Below are 15,349 nucleotides of genomic sequence, written 5' to 3'. Positions count from 1 at the left end.
GGATCGCCGCCACAGGACCCAGAACTCAAGGAGCACGATCATGACCCGCCAGACCGAACCTTCGGCCGGGCAGCACATGAGTGCCGAGGTCGCCTCGCAGCCCAAGATCTTCGCCGATCTGGTCGCGCGTCGCGGCGAGATCGCCGAGATCGCGGCGCAGGTGTCCGCGCGGCGTCCCCGGTTCGCCCTGCTCGCCGCGCGTGGCTCCAGCGACCACGCGGCGCTGTACGCCAAGTACCTCATCGAGGTGCTGCTCCAGCTGCCGGCCGGGCTGGTGTCGCCGTCCACCACCACGCTGTACGGCGCCCAGCCCGACCTGACCGACGTGCTGCTCATCTCGGTCAGCCAGAGCGGCGGGTCGCCCGACCTGCTTGAGGTCACCGAGTCCGCGCGGGCCCGCGGCGCGCTCACCGTCGCCGTCACCAACACGCCCGACTCGCCCCTCAACCACGCCGCGGAGCTCTCCGTCGACGTCGGCGCCGGTCCCGAGCTGGCCGTCGCCGCCACCAAGACCTACTCGGCCACGCTGCTGGCCCTGTACCTGCTCGTCGACGCCGTCCGCGGCGGCTCGGCCGAGCACGCCGCGGCCCTGGGCGAGCTGGCCCAGCAGACCCTCGACGACTCCGCCGCGGCGGTCCAGGAGGCGGTGCAGCGCTTCCGCTTCGTCGACCGGGTGCTCACCACCGGCCGGGGCTACTCGTCGGCCACCGCCGCCGAGGCCGCCCTCAAGCTGGCCGAGACCAGCTACCTGTCGGCCCGCTCGTACAGCGGCGCCGACCTCCTGCACGGGCCCGTCGCCGCCGTGGACGCCGAGACCGGGGTCCTGGCCATCACCAGCTCCGGCAAGGGCGGGACGGCCATGAGCGAGGTCCTGGACGTCATCCACTCCCGTGGGGCGGACGTCTTCGCCGTGGGTTCCGCCGCCTCCCGGGTGTCGGCGGCGCTGCGCATCCCGGTGGCCGAGACCGCCGAGGAGGTCGCCCCCATCCTTGAGGTCCTCCCCATACAGCGCCTGGCCCTGGGCCTCTCGCTGGCCCGCGGCGGCGACCCCGACAGCCCCCGCGGCCTCAACAAGGTCACCAAAACCCGCTGACGCCAAAACCGCGAGTCCCGCTCTCCAGCAACTGAGTGTCGAGTTACGGAACTCGACACATGGTTGCCCGAGAGCGGGACTCGCGGTTTCCGGCTGGTGGTTTTAGTTGCCGGCGGTGGCTAGTTCGGCGTAGTCGTCGACCTCGGCGTCGAAGGCGACCTCGCCGTCCACCCAGACCTTGCGGGGGCGAAGGTCGTCGTCCCACCACACGAGGTCGGCGACGGCGCCCGGGGCGATGCGGCCCAACCACTTCTCCCCGATGACGTTGGCCGGGGTACGGGTGGCGGCGATGAGAGCGTCCTGTTCGGACACTCCCAACGAGACGATGTTGCGGACCGCGCGGTCCAGGGTGAGAGCGCTGCCGGCGATGGTGCCGTCGGGCGAGCGGGGCACACCGGCCTCGGTGAGCAGAACATCGGCGCCGCCGAGGCGGTAGCGGCCGGGCGGCATGCCGGCCGCGGCGACAGCATCCGTCACCAGGGCGACGCGCGGGCCGGCGGCGGCGAAGACGAGCCGGCAGATCGGGCCCACGACGTGCGCGAGATCGGCGATGAGGCCGAGGGTGAAGCGGTTGTCGGTCAGCGCGATGCCGGGGACGCCGGGTTCGCGGTGCGTCAGCGGGCTCTGGGCGTTGAACAGGTGCGTGACCATCGACGCGCCGGCATCGGCGGCCGCGGTGGTCTGGGCGGCGGTGGCATTGCTGTGGCCTACCGACACGATCACGCCGGCGTCCACCAGCCGCCGCACGGCCTCCAGGCCGCCGGGCAGCTCGGGGGCCATGGTGACGATCCGCAGCGCGGCAGCGACGATCTCGTCGGCCAGCAGCCGGTCGAGGTTGGCCGGCGCGGGCGGGACCATCACGCTGGCGTCGTGCACGCCCGGCCGGGCCGGGGACAGGAAGGGGCCTTCCAGGTGCAGTCCGAGCGGCCGAGCGACGCCGGTCGTGGGCAGCGCGGCCGAGGCGGCGACGACCGCGTGGGCCTGGCGCAGCACCGTCGGCACCGGCGCGGTGATCAGCGTGGGGAGAAAGCGGGTCACGCCGGTGGACGGCAAGGACTCCGCGACGGTGCGCATCGACGCCGCGTCGACGTCGGCGAAGTCGACCCCGAAGGCCCCGTTGATCTGGACGTCGACCAGGCCCGCGGTGAGCAGGCCGGTGGTCAGCACCTCGGTCGCGCCGGCGTGGTCCTCGGTGACGTCGACGAAACGGCCACCCCGGATCCGCACCGCGACCGGGCCGGTCATGGCCCCGCCGACGAGTGCTCGTGGCGCTGCGACTACGGCGTCCAAATTGCCCTCCATTGGTCCAGACCATTAGACGGTACGGGCAGTGGCGGCCAAACGTCCAGTCAATTGTCAACCATCTGATCATAATTCTGGTCAGTTTCTGACACGATACTCCGTTTGGCGGATAGTCGCAGCTCGGCCCCGGCCCGACGATCACGATCCCAGGCCCCATGACGCATACTGGGAGGCGGAAACATCCGAGGTCTGGCGAAACGATTCGAGGCGGTCGTGGCAGTCACCGACGACGCGATCCTGCGCGTGAAGGAGATGATCGTCTCCGGGGAGCTGAAGCCGGGCGACCGGTTGCCCCGCGAGGCGGACCTGGCTGAGCGCCTGGGCCTGTCGCGGAACTCGCTGCGCGAGGCCGTGAAGGCGTTGTCGCTGGTCAGGGTGTTGGATGTGCGTCAGGGCGACGGCACCTACGTGTCGAGCCTGCGGGCCGACGACCTGCTCGGCGCCCTCTCGTTCGTGCTCGACCTGCACCGCGGCGAGGACTCCGTGCTGGAGGTCCTGGAGGTCCGCCGCATCCTGGAGCCCGCCGCCGCGGCCATGGCCGCGCAGCGCATCGACGACCAGGAGGTGTCCGCGCTGCGTGAGCTGTGCGACGCCGCGGCCGCCGCCGAGTCGGTGGAGGAACTGGTCGAGCACGACCTGGAGTTCCACCGCCGCGTCGTCCAGGCCTCTGGCAACGCCTACCTGGCCCAGCTGCTGGACACCCTGGCCGGTCCCACCGTCCGGGTCCGCATCTGGCGGGGCATCACCCAGGCCAGCGCCGTCGACCGGACCGTCGCCGAGCACCGCGCCATCGTCGACGCCCTGGCCACCCGGCAGCCCGACCTGGCCCGGTCGTGGTCGACCGTGCACGTGGCCGGGGTCGAGCAGTGGCTCAAGGACCTGGCGTGATCAGGCGGCCTTGATCCCGTAGACGCGGGCCGCCGTGTCGCCCCAGACCGCGTCCCGCTCCGACTCCGACAGGCCGTCGAGCAGCTCCTCGGTGGCCTCCACCACCTGCGCGTACGAGGCGTGCAGCAGGCAGACCGGCCAGTCCGAGCCGAACATCACCCGGTCCGGGCCGAAGGCGTCCAGCACCGTGTCCACGTACGGCCGCAGGTCGGCGACCGTCCAGTCCTTGCTGGCCTCGGTCACCAGCCCCGACACCTTGCACGTCACGTTGGGCAGCGCCGCCAGCTCGCGCAGCTGCGTCGCCCAGGGCTCAAGCTCACCGGTAGTGATCGGAGGCTTCGAGCAGTGATCAAGCACGAAGTCGGTGCCAGGCAGCTCCTTGGTGGCCTGGATCGCCGCCGGCAGCTGATGCGCGAGCGTCAGCAACTCGTACACCAGTCCCGCCTCCCCCACCGCTTTGAGGCCGCGCAGCACGTCCTCTCGGACCAGCCAGTTCGGGTCCGGCTCCCCTTGCACCTGGTGGCGGATCCCCTTCAGCCACCGCCCGTTCGGGCCTTCCCGCAACGCCTCCAGCGTCTCCGCCACGTCCGGCGCCGTCAGGTCCGCCCAGCCCGTCACCGCCTGCACCAGCGGCGACTCCGCCGCCAGCGCCAGGAACTCCGGCGTCTCCTCCGGCACCGTGATCGTCTGCACCAGCACGCTCGCGTCGATCCCCGCCGCGCTGCTCAGCGGCGTCAGGTCGTCCAGCGTGAACGTCCGGTGCAGCACGTCGGCAACGCCCGGGTCGGCCGTCCACGGCTGGTCCCGGACCGCCAGGTCCCACATGTGGTGATGCGCGTCAACCCTCACGAAGCCGCTCCAGGAGTCGGTACGTCGGCGGCCAGGAGGCCCTCGGCCTTGAGGTCGGCCCACAGCTCGGCCGGCACCTTCTTGGCCAGCAGGGCGGCGTTCTCGGTGATCTCCCCGGCGCTCCGGGCGCCCACGGCGATGGCCTTGACGGCGGGGTGGCCGAAGGGGAACTGGAGGGCGGCCTGGGGCAGGACGACGCCGTGACGGCCGCAGACGGAGGCGATGCGGCGGGCACGGCCGATGACCTCGGCGGGGGCGGCGGCGTAGTTGTAGGTGGCGTCGGCGGGGACTTCGGGGCGGGCCAGGAGACCGGAGTTGAAGATGGCGACGGCGACGACGGAGACGCCGCGTTCCTCGCACAGGGGCAGGAAAGAGGCGAGGGAATCCTGCTCCAGCAAGGTGTAGCGGCCGGCGAGCATGACGTAGTCCAACGACGCCTCGCGGAGGAAGCGCTCGGGCATCTGCCACTGGTTCATGCCGACGCCGACGGCCCCGATGACGCCCTGCTCCTTCAAGGAGTGCAGTGCGGGCAGACCTTCGGAAACGGCCTGGTCCCAGTGGTTGTCGGGGTCGTGCAGGTAGGCGATGTCGACGTGGTCGACGCCGAGGCGCTCCAGGGAACCCTCCAGGGAACGGCGGATGCCGTCGGCGCTGAAGTCCCAGACGCGGCGATGGGTGGCGGGCACGAGGAAGCCGGCGTCGTCGAGGCCGCCGCCGTCGTAGGGCTCCAGGACCCGGCCGACCTTGGTGGAGACGGCGAACTCGGAGCGAGGGCGGTCACGGAGGGCCTCGCCGAGTCGGCGCTCGGACAGCCCGAGGCCGTAGTGGGGCGCGGTGTCGAAGTAGCGGACACCGGCGTCCCAGGCGGCGTCGACGGCGGCACGGGCGTCCTCATCGGACACCTCGGCGTACAGGTTGGCGATCGGCGCGCCGCCGAAACCGAGGCCGGAGATCACGGCAGGGCCCAGACGAGGTTCACCGACGGCGTGGCGCCGGAGTAGTCGTCCTGGACCTCCAACAGCTCGGCCATTCGGGCCTGCCAGGGGATGTTGGCGGGGTGCTCCTCCAGGAAGGCCCGCATCTGCGCGTAGTCCTCGACCTCGACGACGTGGAACAGCTCGCGGCCGGAGCGCCAGATCCGCCACGAGTGGACGCCGGCCTCCCGCAGGGCCGTGTCGAGCTCGGCGGGGATCACGGCGTGCACGGCCTCGTAATCGGCCTCCCGCCCCGGCTTGAGCCGGGTGTGCAGGGCGACGGTCTCCACTAGTCCTGGGCCTTTCCGCTCGTCAACCGCGCCAGCACCAGCGCACCGATGATGATGGCCCCGTTGATCGCCCCGATCCAGTACACGTTCACGTGGGCCAGGGTGAGGATGTTCTGCACGAGCCCCAGCATCAGCACGCCGCACATGGCGCCGAACAGGGTGCCCTTGCCGCCGTTGAGGCTGACGCCGCCGAGCACGGCGGCGGCGAAGGCGTTGAAGATCCAGCCGGAGCCCTGGCTGGCGGTGACCGAGCCGTAGTGGCCGACCATCATCGCGCCGGCCAGCGCGGCCAGCACGCTGGCCAGGATCAGCACGATGGCGGTGACCCGGGTGCTGCGGATGCCGGCGGCCTTGGCCGCGGCCTCGTTGCCGCCGATGGCGTACAGCGAGCGCCCGTGCCGGAAGTAGCCCATGAACACGATGGCGACCACGAACAGGGCGAGGAAGATCCAGATCGAGGCGTGCACGCCGAGCCACACGGCGTTGCCCAGGTAGTACAGCGACGGCATGTTCGGGCTGGACAGCGACTGGCCGACGGTGAGGCCCTGCTGCACGCCGCGAATGGTGATCAACATGCCCAACGTGATGATGAAGCCGGACAGTTGCAGCCGCAGCACCAGAAACGCGTTGATGGCCCCGATGAGCACGCCGGCCAGCAGGCACACCGGCAGCGCGGTCCACTGCGGCAGCCCGAGGCCGAGGCCGTGCTCGGAGCTCGGCAGCACCAGCACCATGGCCAGCGCGGGCGCGAAGCCCAGCGTCGACTCCAGCGACAGGTCCATCTTGCCGACGATCAGCACCAGCGCCTCGCCCAGCACGACCAGGCCCAGCTCGGACTGCTGCTGCACGACGTTGAGCAGGTTGCCGCCGGTCAGGAAGATCGGACTGGCGATGAAGCCGACGATCAGCAGCACCACGATCGCCGGCAACAGGGCCAGATCGCGCAGCTTGGCGACTTGCAGTCGCGGCCGGGCGGCCACGACCGGGGCGGACACGTCACTCACCACTGCTCTCCCCGATCCCTTCGATCACACTGACCAGCTCGTTGTCGGTCCAGCCGGCGGGGAACTCGCCGGCCACCGAGCCGTGGAACATCACCAGGACCCGGTCGCACGGACGCAGGTCGTCCAGCTCGTCGGAGATCACCAGCACCGCGGCCCCCGCGGCGGCCGCCCGGTCGACGGCGTCGAGCAGGTTCTCCTTGGACTTCACGTCCACGCCCGCGGTCGGGTCCATCAGCACCAGCAGCGCCGGATCGCCGGACAGCGCCCGCGCCATCACGACCTTCTGCTGGTTGCCGCCGGACAGGTCGGCCACGTCCTGCTCCGGCCCGGAGGTCTTGATGGCCAGGTCGCCGATCATCTGCTCGGCCACCTCGGCCCGCCGCCGTCCCGAGACGGCGCCGAACCGGCCCAGTCGCCGGGTGATCGGGAAGGTCGCGTTCTCGGCGATGCTCATGCCGGGCACGAAGCCCTCCTTGTGCCGGTCCTCCGGCACGAAGCCGACACCGCCGGCCAACGCGGCCGGCACGCTGCCGGGCTTCAGGGCTTTCCCCGACACGGCAACGGTTCCGGCGTCGGCCTTGCGCAGCCCGACGATGACCTCGCCCAGCTCCACCTTGCCGCTGCTGCCGGAGCCGGCGATGCCGACCACCTCGCCCCTGCACACCGACAGGTCGATGCCGCTGAAGTGCTTTTCCAGAGCCAGACCCTGAATGTCCAAAATGGATTCAGGAGCCGGCGTCGGACGCGACGGGCCGGCCCCGAGGCCGACCGCCTCGCCGGTCATCGACTCCACCAGCTGATCCTTGGACAGGTCGGCCACCGGGCTGGTGAGGATGTGGCGGGCGTCCCGGAACACCGTCACCGTCTGGCAGATCTCGAAGATCTCCTGCAGATGGTGGGAGATGAACAGGAACGTCACGCCGGCCGCCCGCAGCGAGCGCATGCGCTCGAACAGGCGCTCGATGGCCGGGCCGTCCAGCTGGGCGGTCGGCTCGTCGAGAATGATGAACTTGGCGCCGAAGGACAGCGCCCGCGCGATCTCCACCAGCTGCCGCTGCTCGACCGTGAGAGCGGCGGCGTCGGCGTTCGGATCGACGTCGACGCCGTACTCGGACAACAGATCGCCCGCGGTGCGACGCAGTCGAGACCAGCTGATCACCGGTCCGCCGTCGAGACTCTGCCGGTTGATGAACAGGTTCTCGGCGACGGTCAGGGTCGGGATGATGGTGGACTTCTGATAGACGCAGGCCACCTTCGTCCGCCACGCCTGACGGTCGGACAGGGACGGCGCCGGTTCACCGCGGAACGTGATCTGCCCGCTGTCCGGCCGGTTCAGGCCGGTCAGCATGGAGACCAGGGTCGACTTGCCGGCGCCGTTGCGGCCGACGAGCGCGTGCGTCTCACCGTCGGCGACGGTGATGCGCACATCGTCGAGCGCGACGGTCTGTCCGAACCGTTTGGTGATGTTGCTGGCCTCGACTGCGTTCATCACTTCGCTACCTGGTTGCCCCAGAGGCTCTTGTCGTCCACGTTGTCCTTGGTCACCAGCGGGGCCGGCAGCTGGTCCTCCAGCTGGCCGCCGCCCACGTCGATGATGGTGCTGTTGTGGTCGGTCGGGCCGGGCTTGAACGTCGTGCCCTGCACCGCGGCCTTGGCGTAGAACAGCGCCCACTTCGCGTACAGGTCGGCCGGCTGCGAGACGGTGGCGTCGATCTGGCCCTGCCGGATCGCGTCGAACTCCTGCGGGATGCCGTCGTTGGAGATGATCGAGATGTGGCCCGGCTGGCCGACCGGGATCAGGTGGTTGGTGGACTTCAGCAGTTGCAGGGTCGCGCTCAGGAACGCACCGCCGGCCTGCATGTAGATGCCGTTGATGTCCGGGTTCGCGGTCAGGTCGGTCTGCAGCGCGGCCGACGCCTTGGCGCCCTCCCAGTTGGTCGGCTCGGCGAGCACCGTGACGTTCGGATAGTTCTGCTTCATGCAGTCGCCGAACGCCTCCGACCGGTCGCGGCCGTTGACCGAGGACAGGTCGCCCTCGAACTCGACGACCTTGCCCTTGCCCTTGATCTGCTCGCCGAGGAACTTGCAGGCCTTCTCGCCGTACGCCTTGTTGTCGGCCCGCACAACCATGAACGCGCCGCCCTTGTCCGGTCGGGTGTCGACCGTGACGACCGGGATCTTCTGCTGGTTGAGCTGCGAGATGGTGCTGGCGATGGCGCCGGTGTCCTGCGGGGCCATCACGATCGCCTTGGCCCCCTGCGCGGTCATGGCCTGCACGTTGGACACCAGCTTGGTGATGTCGTTCTGCGAGTTGGTCGGGGTCATCAGGTTGATGCCCAGGTCCTTGGCCTCGGTCGGCACGTACTTGTTGTACGAGTTCCAGAAGTCCGTGTCGGCCCGCGGGAAGTCCACGCCGATCGGCCCGACGCTGCCGCTGCCGCCGCCGTCGGCCGAATCGCCTCTGTTGCAGGCGGCCAGTGTGCCGGCGAGCGCTACGCACACCGCGACGGTGAGGATGCTGCGCTTGTCCATCGTTCCTCGTTTCGTTCTAACTCGGCGGCCGCAGGCGCAGGCCGTACATGCCGCCGTCCACCGCGAGCACGGTGCCGGCGGTCGATCCCGACAGGGGGCTGGCGAGGTAGCAGATGGCGTTGGCCACCTCGTCGGCGGAAACGAGCCGCCCGGACGGCTGGCGCGCCTGCAGCGCGGCCCGTTCGGCGGCGGGGTCGGGCGCCGCGTCGAGCAGCCGGCCGACCCAGGGTGTGTCCACGGTGCCGGGCGCGACGGCGTTGACCCGGATGCCCTCCCGCACGTGGTCGGCGGCCATCGCCAGGGTGAGCCCGTACACCGCGCCCTTGCTGGCGGAGTACAGGGCGCGCTGCGGCAGCCCGGCCCACGCGGCGATGGAGCAGGTGTTGACGATGGCGGCCGACGGCGACTGCCGCAGCCACGGCAGCGCGGCCCGGCTGACCCGGGCCATGCCGATCACGTTGACGTCCAGGACCTGCTGCCACTGGGCGTCGTCGTTGGCGGCGACGTCGCCCTGGGCGCCGATGCCGGCGTTGTTGATCACGATGTCGAGCCGGCCGAAGCGCTCGGCGGCCTCGGCCACCGCGGCCCGCACCGAGGCGTCATCCGTTACGTCGCAACGGATTCCGACCAGCGGACCGGCGACCTGGTCGGGATTGAGGTCCAGGGCCGCGACTGTTGCGCCGCGGGAGGCCAGCAACTCCGCCGTGGCGCGGCCGATGCCGGACGCGCCGCCGGTGACAACGGCTGCCAGGCCGCCGAAATCATTCGACACAGCGTCGGTCATGCCACACCCTCCGTCCACACGGGACCGTCCGGATACACGTACCGGCTCAGCGTCTCCTCCCGCAACTGCGCGGAGAAGCCCGGCTGGGCCGGCGCGACGTAGCGGCCGCCGACCACCGAAGCCGGATCCGTGAAGTGCTCGTGCAGGTGGTCGACCCACTCGATGACCCGGCCGTCCAGCGACGCGGACACCGCGACGTAGTCGAAGAAGGACAGGTGCCGCACCAGCTCGCACAGGCCGACACCGCCGGCGTGCGGGCACACCGGAACGCCGAACTTGGCCGCCAGCAACAGGATCGCGATGTTCTCGTTGACGCCGGCGACCCGGCAGGCGTCGATCTGCACCACGTCGACCGCGCCGGCCTGCAGCAGTTGCTTGAACACCACGCGGTTCTGCACGTGCTCGCCGGTGGCCACCTTGATCGGAGCCAGCGCGTCGGCGATGGCCCGGTGGGCCAGCACGTCGTCGGGCGAGGTCGGCTCCTCGATCCAGTACGGCGAGTACGGGGCCAACTCGCGCATCCAGCGGATCGCCACGTCGGTGTCCCAGCGCTGGTTGGCGTCCACCGCGACCCGCACGCCCGAGCCGACGACCTCGCGGGCCAGCTTCATGCGCCGCACGTCGTCGTCGAGGTCGCCGCCGACCTTGAGCTTGATCATGTCGAAGCCCTCGGCGACGGCCTGCTTGGCCAGCCGGGTCAGCTTCTCGTCGGAGTAGCCCAGCCAGCCCGGCGACGTCGTGTAGGCGGGGAAGCCGTTCTCGCTCAGCTGCGCGATCCGCCCGGCCCTGGTCGGCTCCGCCTTGCGCAGGATCGACAGCGCCTCGTCCGGCGTCAACGCGTCGGACAGGTAGCGGAAGTCGATCAGGCCGACGATCTCCTCCGGCGTCATTCCGGACAGGAAACGCCACAGCGGCAGGCCGGCGCGGCGGGACGCGAGGTCCCACGCGGCGTTGACCACCGCGCCGATGGCCATGTGCACGACGCCCTTCTCGGGGCCGAGCCAGCGCAGCTGCGAGTCGCCGATCAGCTCGGACGACAGCGCGGCCAGCGCCGCCGCGTCCTCCGGCACCGGCCGGCCGACCACGTGCGGGGCCAGCGCCTTGATGGCGGCGGCCTGCACGTCGTTGCCGCGGCCGATGGTGAAGGCCAGACCGTAGCCGTCGGGGCCCTCGTCGGTGCGCAGCGTGACGTAGGCCGCCGAGTAGTCGGGATCGGGGTTCATCGCGTCGGACCCGTCCAGCTCCCGCGAGGTGGGGAACCGGATGTCCAACACGTCGAGTGCGACGACACGGGCCATCTCAGGCCGCCCCGAAGGTCTGCCGCTGCTTGCCGAGGCCATCGATCTCCAACTCGACGACGTCGCCCGCGCGCAGGTACGGCTTGGGGTCCGCCTGGCCCAGTGCGACGCCCGCGGGAGTGCCAGTATTGATCAGGTCGCCGGGCCGCAACACCATGAACTGGCTGAGGTAGCGGATCACCTCGGCAACGTGGAAGATCATGTTCTTCGTGGAGGAGTCCTGCTTCAGCTCGCCGTTCACCCACAGCCGCAGCCCGAGCTGCTGCGGGTCGCCGATGTCCTCGGCCGGCACCAGCCACGGGCCGAGCGGGTTGAAGGTCTCGCAGTTCTTGCCCTTGTCCCACGTCCCGCCGCGCTCGATCTGGAACTCGCGCTCGGAGACGTCATGGGAGAGCACGTAGCCGGCGACGCAGGCCAGAGCCTCCTCGTGGCTGTCGAGGTAGCGGGCCGTCCTGCCGATGACCACGCCCAGCTCGACCTCCCAGTCCGTCTTCACGGATTGGCGGGGCACCAGGACCTCGTCGTACGGGCCGACCACGGTGTCCGGGGTCTTGAGGAAGACCACCGGCTCGTCGGGGGCCGTCGCGCCGGTCTCGGCCGCGTGGTCGGAGTAGTTCAGCCCGATGCAGATGATCTTGCCGATGCCGGCCAGCGGGGGGCCGACGCGGAGGTTGCTGTCGTCGAGGACCGGCAGGTCGCCGGCGTCGAGGGCGGCTCGGACTCTGGCCACTCCGTCGCCGCCGAGGAAGGCTCCGTCGATGTCCGCCGTCACCGGGGTGAGGTCGTGGACGACGCCCTCCTCGGTGCGGACGGCAGGGCGCTCGCTACCGGGAGCGCCGAGGCGCAGCAGCTGCACGGAGGGTTCCTCCTCGCTCGTACCGAAAGACCTCCGATGTATATCCGCTGAGTCCGGCGAAGTCCAGACTGGACGACGGAACCTTGACCTAACTGATCCGATGACTTCATGGGGTGGCTGTGGCGAATACCGAGGGTTACCTGGTCGGCGTGGATGCCGGTGGGACGACGACCCGAGCCCTCGTGGCCGACCTGACCGGGGCCCGCGTGGGCACCGGGCGGGCCGGCGGGGCGAATCCCAACTCGCACCCGCCGGAGGTGGCCGCCGAGCAGGTCGCGGCGGCCATCGCGGCGGCGCTGGCCTCGGCCGGCGTGCCGCCCGACCGGGTCCGCGCCGGGGTGCTGGGGCTGGCCGGGGCGAGCAAGCTGGCCGACGACCGGGTGGCGGCGCTGTTCGACGCCGCATGGCACGGGGCCGGTCTCAAGTGCGGCCTTCGTGTCGTCACCGACGCCGAGGCCGCCTTCGCGGCGGGCACGGCGGCCTCCGACGGCACGGTGCTCGTCGCCGGCACCGGTTCGGCCGCGGCCCGCATCGTGAACCGGCGTCAGGTCGCCATCGCCGGCGGCTTCGGCTGGCTGCTCGGCGACGAGGGCTCGGCCTTCTGGCTCGGGCGGCAGGCCGTGCGGGCCACGCTGCGGACCCTCGCCACCGGCGCGGCGCTGGGGGCGCTGGCCCGGAGCGTGCTGTCCACCGTGGTGGCGATGCCGGAGGTCAGCGGCGATCCGATGCTGCGACGCTCGGTGGTGTCGCGCCTGATCACCGCCGTCAACGCCGAGCCGCCCATCCATCTCGCCCGGCTGGCGCCGTTGGTCACGTCCGCCGCCGAGGCCCATGACCCGTTGGCCGCCGAGATCGTCGAGGAGGCCGTGGACTGGCTCGTCCGGACCGCCCGCGACGCCCGGTCCGGCGGTGAGCGCACGCCCGTGGTCGTCATCGGCAGCGTCGCCGCCGGGGGTGGGGTGCTGGGGCAGCGCCTGCTCTCGGCGTTGGAGGAGGCCTGTGGCGGCGAGGTGACGGTCGCCAGCGACGGCGCCGCCGGGGCCGCTTGGCTGGCGTCCCTGGAACTGCTCGGCCCGGCGGCCTTGACGCTACGCCCGCAGCTCTTGAGCGGCACCTAATTCGCCACATGCGCTTCCCACTTGGCGCCAGATGCCACATAGGAAGCGCATGTGGCGTTCACGCCGGCTTTTGCCACGTGCGCTTCCTACTTGGCGCTGGATGCCACATGGGAAGCGCATGTGGCAAAAGAGGGGGTGGGGTAAGGGCGCCCCGGTTAGGCTCGCGCCGGGGTCAGGCGCGGGCGGCTAGGGCCTGGGCGCGTTCGGTGTCGCCGATGGCCTCGTAGACGGCCTGGGCGGCGGCCCAGAACTGGCGGGCCTCGGGCAGGCGGTCGAGGTCGGCGTGGATGTCGCCGATGCGGGACAGGGACTCGGCCTCGGCCCAGCGGTCGCTCGCGCCGCGGCAGGCCTCCAGGGCCAGGCGGAGGTCCTGGAGGGCGGTGTCGGGGCGGCCGCGGTCGGCGTGCACGGCGGCCATCTTCATCAGCACCCACGGCTTGGCCCCACTGGCCCCGACGGCGAGGGAGGCGGCCATGGCGCTGAGGGCGTCGTCGAAGCGGCCGCGGGAGTGGTGCACGTCGCCGATGGTGGCCAGCGCGGCGCCGACGCCGTCCTGGTCGTCGAACTCCCGGAACAGCTCAAGGGCCTGCGCGGCGTACATGTCGGCGCAGGCCATGTCGCCGCGGTCGACGGCGAGGAAGGCGGTGCCGGCCAGGGACCAGGCCTCGCCGAGCCGGTCGTTGGTCTGCCGGCGCAGCTGCCGGGACCGCAGGTAGAGCTGGGTGGACTGGACGAAGTCGCCCATCCGCCGATAGGCCTCGGCCAGGCTGACCGCCACGCAGCCCTCGGCGTGCAGGTCGCCGGTCTCCTCGGCGGCGACCAGGGCCAGCTGCTGGGTGCGCACCCAGATGGTCCACGGCTTGCGGTGCAGCCAGTAGTTCCACAGCGCCACGGCGAGCTTCCACGACGGCCCGCAGGCCAGATGCTCCAGCCCGAGCTGGATCACGGGCACGAAGTTGGGCAGCTCGGCGTCGCACCAGCGAAGGGCGGCGTCGTGGTCGGCGAACTCCAGCACCTGCACGGGCGAGGGCACGGGATCGGGCGTCAGCGCGTCGTCACGGAAGGGCGCCAGCGCGAGGCCGGCGGCGTAGGCGGTCGCCTGGTACCAGGTGACCATGCGGGTGACGGCCGGCTCGCGCTCGTCGGCGGCCACCAGCTCGCCGGCGTACTCCCGGAGCAGGTCGTGCAGCTGGTACCGATCGCGGCCGGCGGCCTGCACGAGGTGCGCGGCGGCCAGCCGGTCCAGCAATGTCCGCGCGGCGGCCATGGTCAACCCGGCCAGGGCGGCGGCGGCCCCGGTGCTGATGTGCGGACCCCGGTGCAAGCCGAGCAGCCGGAACATGCGCGCGCAGTCATCGTCGAGGCGTCGGTACGACCAGTCGAAGACGGTCCGCACGGCGACGGAGTCGAAGGTCGTCAGCACGTCCAGCCGGCCGTCGACGTCCAACTCCTCGACCAGGTCCCGCACGAGGTAATGCGGCTGGGCCAGCACGCGTTCGGCGGCGATCCGCAGCGCCAGCGGCAGAAAGCCGCAGCGGGCGGCCAGATCGGTGATCGCCTCGGGCTCGATGGCGGCCCGATCCTCGCCGATCACCCGGCGGATCAGGGCGATGGAGTCGGCCGGCGTCATCGGGCCGAGGGTCACGCGCAGCGCGTCGGACTGGACGGCGATGCCCGACAGCCGCTCGCGGCTGGTCATCACGACCACGCACCCGGGCGCGGCCGGCAACAGCGGCCGAACCTGCTCCGAGGACGCGGCGTTGTCCAGAACCACCAACAACTTCCGGTCCGCCACCAGCGACCGGAACAGGGCCGAGCAGCGCTCAAGGCCGCTGGGAATCCCGTTGGCCGGCACGCCGAGCGCGCTCAGGAACTCCTCCAGCGCCACCCGCGGCTCCACGGGCCGCTCGTGCGGGGAGTGTCCGCGCAGGTCGATGTACAGCTGGCCGTCGGGAAAACGGTCCACGGCGTGGTGTCCCCAGCGCAGCGCCAGCATGGTCTTGCCGGTGCCCGGCGGGCCGTCGATGATCACGGCGCGCGCGTCGTTGTTGTCCAGCAACCGCAACTGATCGCCGCGCCCGACGAAGCGACGGATGCCCGCCGGCAGCTGCGCGGGCCGCACCGACGCTTCCGCGTTGGCCAGAGCGACCAGTGCGCCGCCGGCTTCGAGGTTCTCGTCGCAGGCACGGGCCAGCTCCGGCGAGGGCGGGCGGCCGTTCTCGACCTTGCTGAGGTAGCCGGGCGTGAAGCCGATGACCTTGGACAGGTCGCGCAGGGACAGGCCGCGGTGCTGGCGCAGCCGCCGCAGCTCCTGCCCGAACAGCGCCGCGGCGCCCTCGGTCCTGCTACCTCTACCCATGT

General features: G+C 71.3%; 14 protein-coding genes. 3 read left to right on the top strand and 11 right to left on the bottom strand.

What is annotated here, in order from left to right; translation table 11 throughout:
• Positions 1-40: 40 nt before the first annotated feature.
• Positions 41-1,093 carry an SIS domain-containing protein gene (locus AB0M73_RS08935; RefSeq protein WP_363888762.1) on the top strand — a complete coding sequence of 351 codons (1,053 nt, stop codon included), beginning with the start codon at positions 41-43 and terminating at the stop codon, positions 1,091-1,093.
• Positions 1,094-1,195: 102 nt separating this feature from the next.
• Here AB0M73_RS08935 and nagA read toward each other — a convergent pair whose 3' ends face one another.
• Positions 1,196-2,383 carry an N-acetylglucosamine-6-phosphate deacetylase gene (gene nagA, locus AB0M73_RS08930; protein WP_363888760.1) on the bottom strand — a complete coding sequence of 396 codons (1,188 nt, stop codon included), beginning with the start codon at positions 2,381-2,383 and terminating at the stop codon, positions 1,196-1,198.
• Positions 2,384-2,608: 225 nt separating this feature from the next.
• Between nagA and AB0M73_RS08925 the strand changes: the two genes are divergently transcribed.
• The gene (locus tag AB0M73_RS08925; protein WP_043719743.1) at positions 2,609-3,283 is read left to right on the top strand and encodes a FadR/GntR family transcriptional regulator; all 675 of its coding nucleotides are present in this window, start codon (positions 2,609-2,611) and stop codon (positions 3,281-3,283) included.
• On the opposite strand, the gene AB0M73_RS08920 is transcribed toward AB0M73_RS08925, so the two are convergent.
• Genes AB0M73_RS08920 through AB0M73_RS08880 form a run of 9 tightly spaced genes read right to left on the bottom strand, consistent with a single transcriptional unit; the run spans position 3,284 to position 11,870 of the window.
• Positions 3,284-4,132 carry an amidohydrolase family protein gene (locus AB0M73_RS08920; protein ID WP_363888757.1) on the bottom strand — a complete coding sequence of 283 codons (849 nt, stop codon included), beginning with the start codon at positions 4,130-4,132 and terminating at the stop codon, positions 3,284-3,286.
• Positions 4,129-5,088, bottom strand: coding sequence for an aldo/keto reductase (locus AB0M73_RS08915; RefSeq protein ID WP_363888755.1), 960 nt, complete (start codon positions 5,086-5,088; stop codon positions 4,129-4,131). Before AB0M73_RS08915 ends, AB0M73_RS08920 begins: the two co-directional genes overlap by 4 nt.
• The gene (locus tag AB0M73_RS08910) at positions 5,085-5,396 is read right to left on the bottom strand and encodes an L-rhamnose mutarotase (protein ID WP_363888753.1); all 312 of its coding nucleotides are present in this window, start codon (positions 5,394-5,396) and stop codon (positions 5,085-5,087) included. Before AB0M73_RS08910 ends, AB0M73_RS08915 begins: the two co-directional genes overlap by 4 nt.
• Entirely contained in the window at positions 5,396-6,400 is a 1,005-nt protein-coding gene (locus tag AB0M73_RS08905) for an ABC transporter permease (protein ID WP_363888750.1), read from the bottom strand. Before AB0M73_RS08905 ends, AB0M73_RS08910 begins: the two co-directional genes overlap by 1 nt.
• Positions 6,393-7,889 (bottom strand): sugar ABC transporter ATP-binding protein, encoded by a 1,497-nt coding sequence (locus AB0M73_RS08900; protein ID WP_363888747.1) that lies wholly within the window; start codon positions 7,887-7,889, stop codon positions 6,393-6,395. Before AB0M73_RS08900 ends, AB0M73_RS08905 begins: the two co-directional genes overlap by 8 nt.
• Entirely contained in the window at positions 7,889-8,932 is a 1,044-nt protein-coding gene (locus tag AB0M73_RS08895; RefSeq protein WP_363888744.1) for a sugar ABC transporter substrate-binding protein, read from the bottom strand. Before AB0M73_RS08895 ends, AB0M73_RS08900 begins: the two co-directional genes overlap by 1 nt.
• Positions 8,933-8,948: 16 nt before the next feature.
• Positions 8,949-9,716: an SDR family oxidoreductase gene (locus tag AB0M73_RS08890; RefSeq protein ID WP_363888741.1), complete on the bottom strand. Its 768-nt coding sequence runs from the start codon at positions 9,714-9,716 to the stop codon at positions 8,949-8,951.
• Positions 9,713-11,014: an enolase C-terminal domain-like protein gene (locus AB0M73_RS08885; protein ID WP_363888739.1), complete on the bottom strand. Its 1,302-nt coding sequence runs from the start codon at positions 11,012-11,014 to the stop codon at positions 9,713-9,715. Before AB0M73_RS08885 ends, AB0M73_RS08890 begins: the two co-directional genes overlap by 4 nt.
• A 1-nt stretch (position 11,015) precedes the next feature.
• Positions 11,016-11,870, bottom strand: coding sequence for a fumarylacetoacetate hydrolase family protein (locus tag AB0M73_RS08880; protein WP_363888737.1), 855 nt, complete (start codon positions 11,868-11,870; stop codon positions 11,016-11,018).
• A gap of 119 nt (positions 11,871-11,989) precedes the next feature.
• On the opposite strand from AB0M73_RS08880, the gene AB0M73_RS08875 reads away from it, so the two are divergent.
• Complete coding sequence (locus tag AB0M73_RS08875) at positions 11,990-12,988, top strand: BadF/BadG/BcrA/BcrD ATPase family protein (RefSeq protein WP_363888733.1); 999 nt, start codon at positions 11,990-11,992, stop codon at positions 12,986-12,988.
• 172 nt (positions 12,989-13,160) lie between these two features.
• On the opposite strand, the gene AB0M73_RS08870 is transcribed toward AB0M73_RS08875, so the two are convergent.
• Positions 13,161-15,347, bottom strand: coding sequence for a tetratricopeptide repeat protein (locus tag AB0M73_RS08870; RefSeq protein WP_363888730.1), 2,187 nt, complete (start codon positions 15,345-15,347; stop codon positions 13,161-13,163).
• Between the last annotated feature and the right edge of the window lie 2 nt (positions 15,348-15,349).

This window comes from Kutzneria sp. NPDC051319, assembly GCF_040682195.1.
Taxonomy (GTDB): Bacteria; Actinomycetota; Actinomycetes; order Mycobacteriales; family Pseudonocardiaceae; genus Kutzneria.
Note: the sequence above shows the minus strand (reverse complement) of the source record. Positions and strands in the feature narration are given on the sequence as shown.

Excerpts from the sequence above, each read along its gene's own strand:
- AB0M73_RS08935 (WP_363888762.1), top strand. The coding sequence starts at position 41 with ATGACCCGCCAGACCGAACCTTCGGCCGGGCAGCACATGAGTGCCGAG.
- AB0M73_RS08900 (WP_363888747.1), bottom strand. The coding sequence starts at position 7,889 with ATGAACGCAGTCGAGGCCAGCAACATCACCAAACGGTTCGGACAGACC.
- AB0M73_RS08895 (WP_363888744.1), bottom strand. The coding sequence starts at position 8,932 with ATGGACAAGCGCAGCATCCTCACCGTCGCGGTGTGCGTAGCGCTCGCC.
- AB0M73_RS08890 (WP_363888741.1), bottom strand. The coding sequence starts at position 9,716 with ATGACCGACGCTGTGTCGAATGATTTCGGCGGCCTGGCAGCCGTTGTC.
- AB0M73_RS08885 (WP_363888739.1), bottom strand. The coding sequence starts at position 11,014 with ATGGCCCGTGTCGTCGCACTCGACGTGTTGGACATCCGGTTCCCCACC.
- AB0M73_RS08870 (WP_363888730.1), bottom strand. The coding sequence starts at position 15,347 with ATGGGTAGAGGTAGCAGGACCGAGGGCGCCGCGGCGCTGTTCGGGCAG.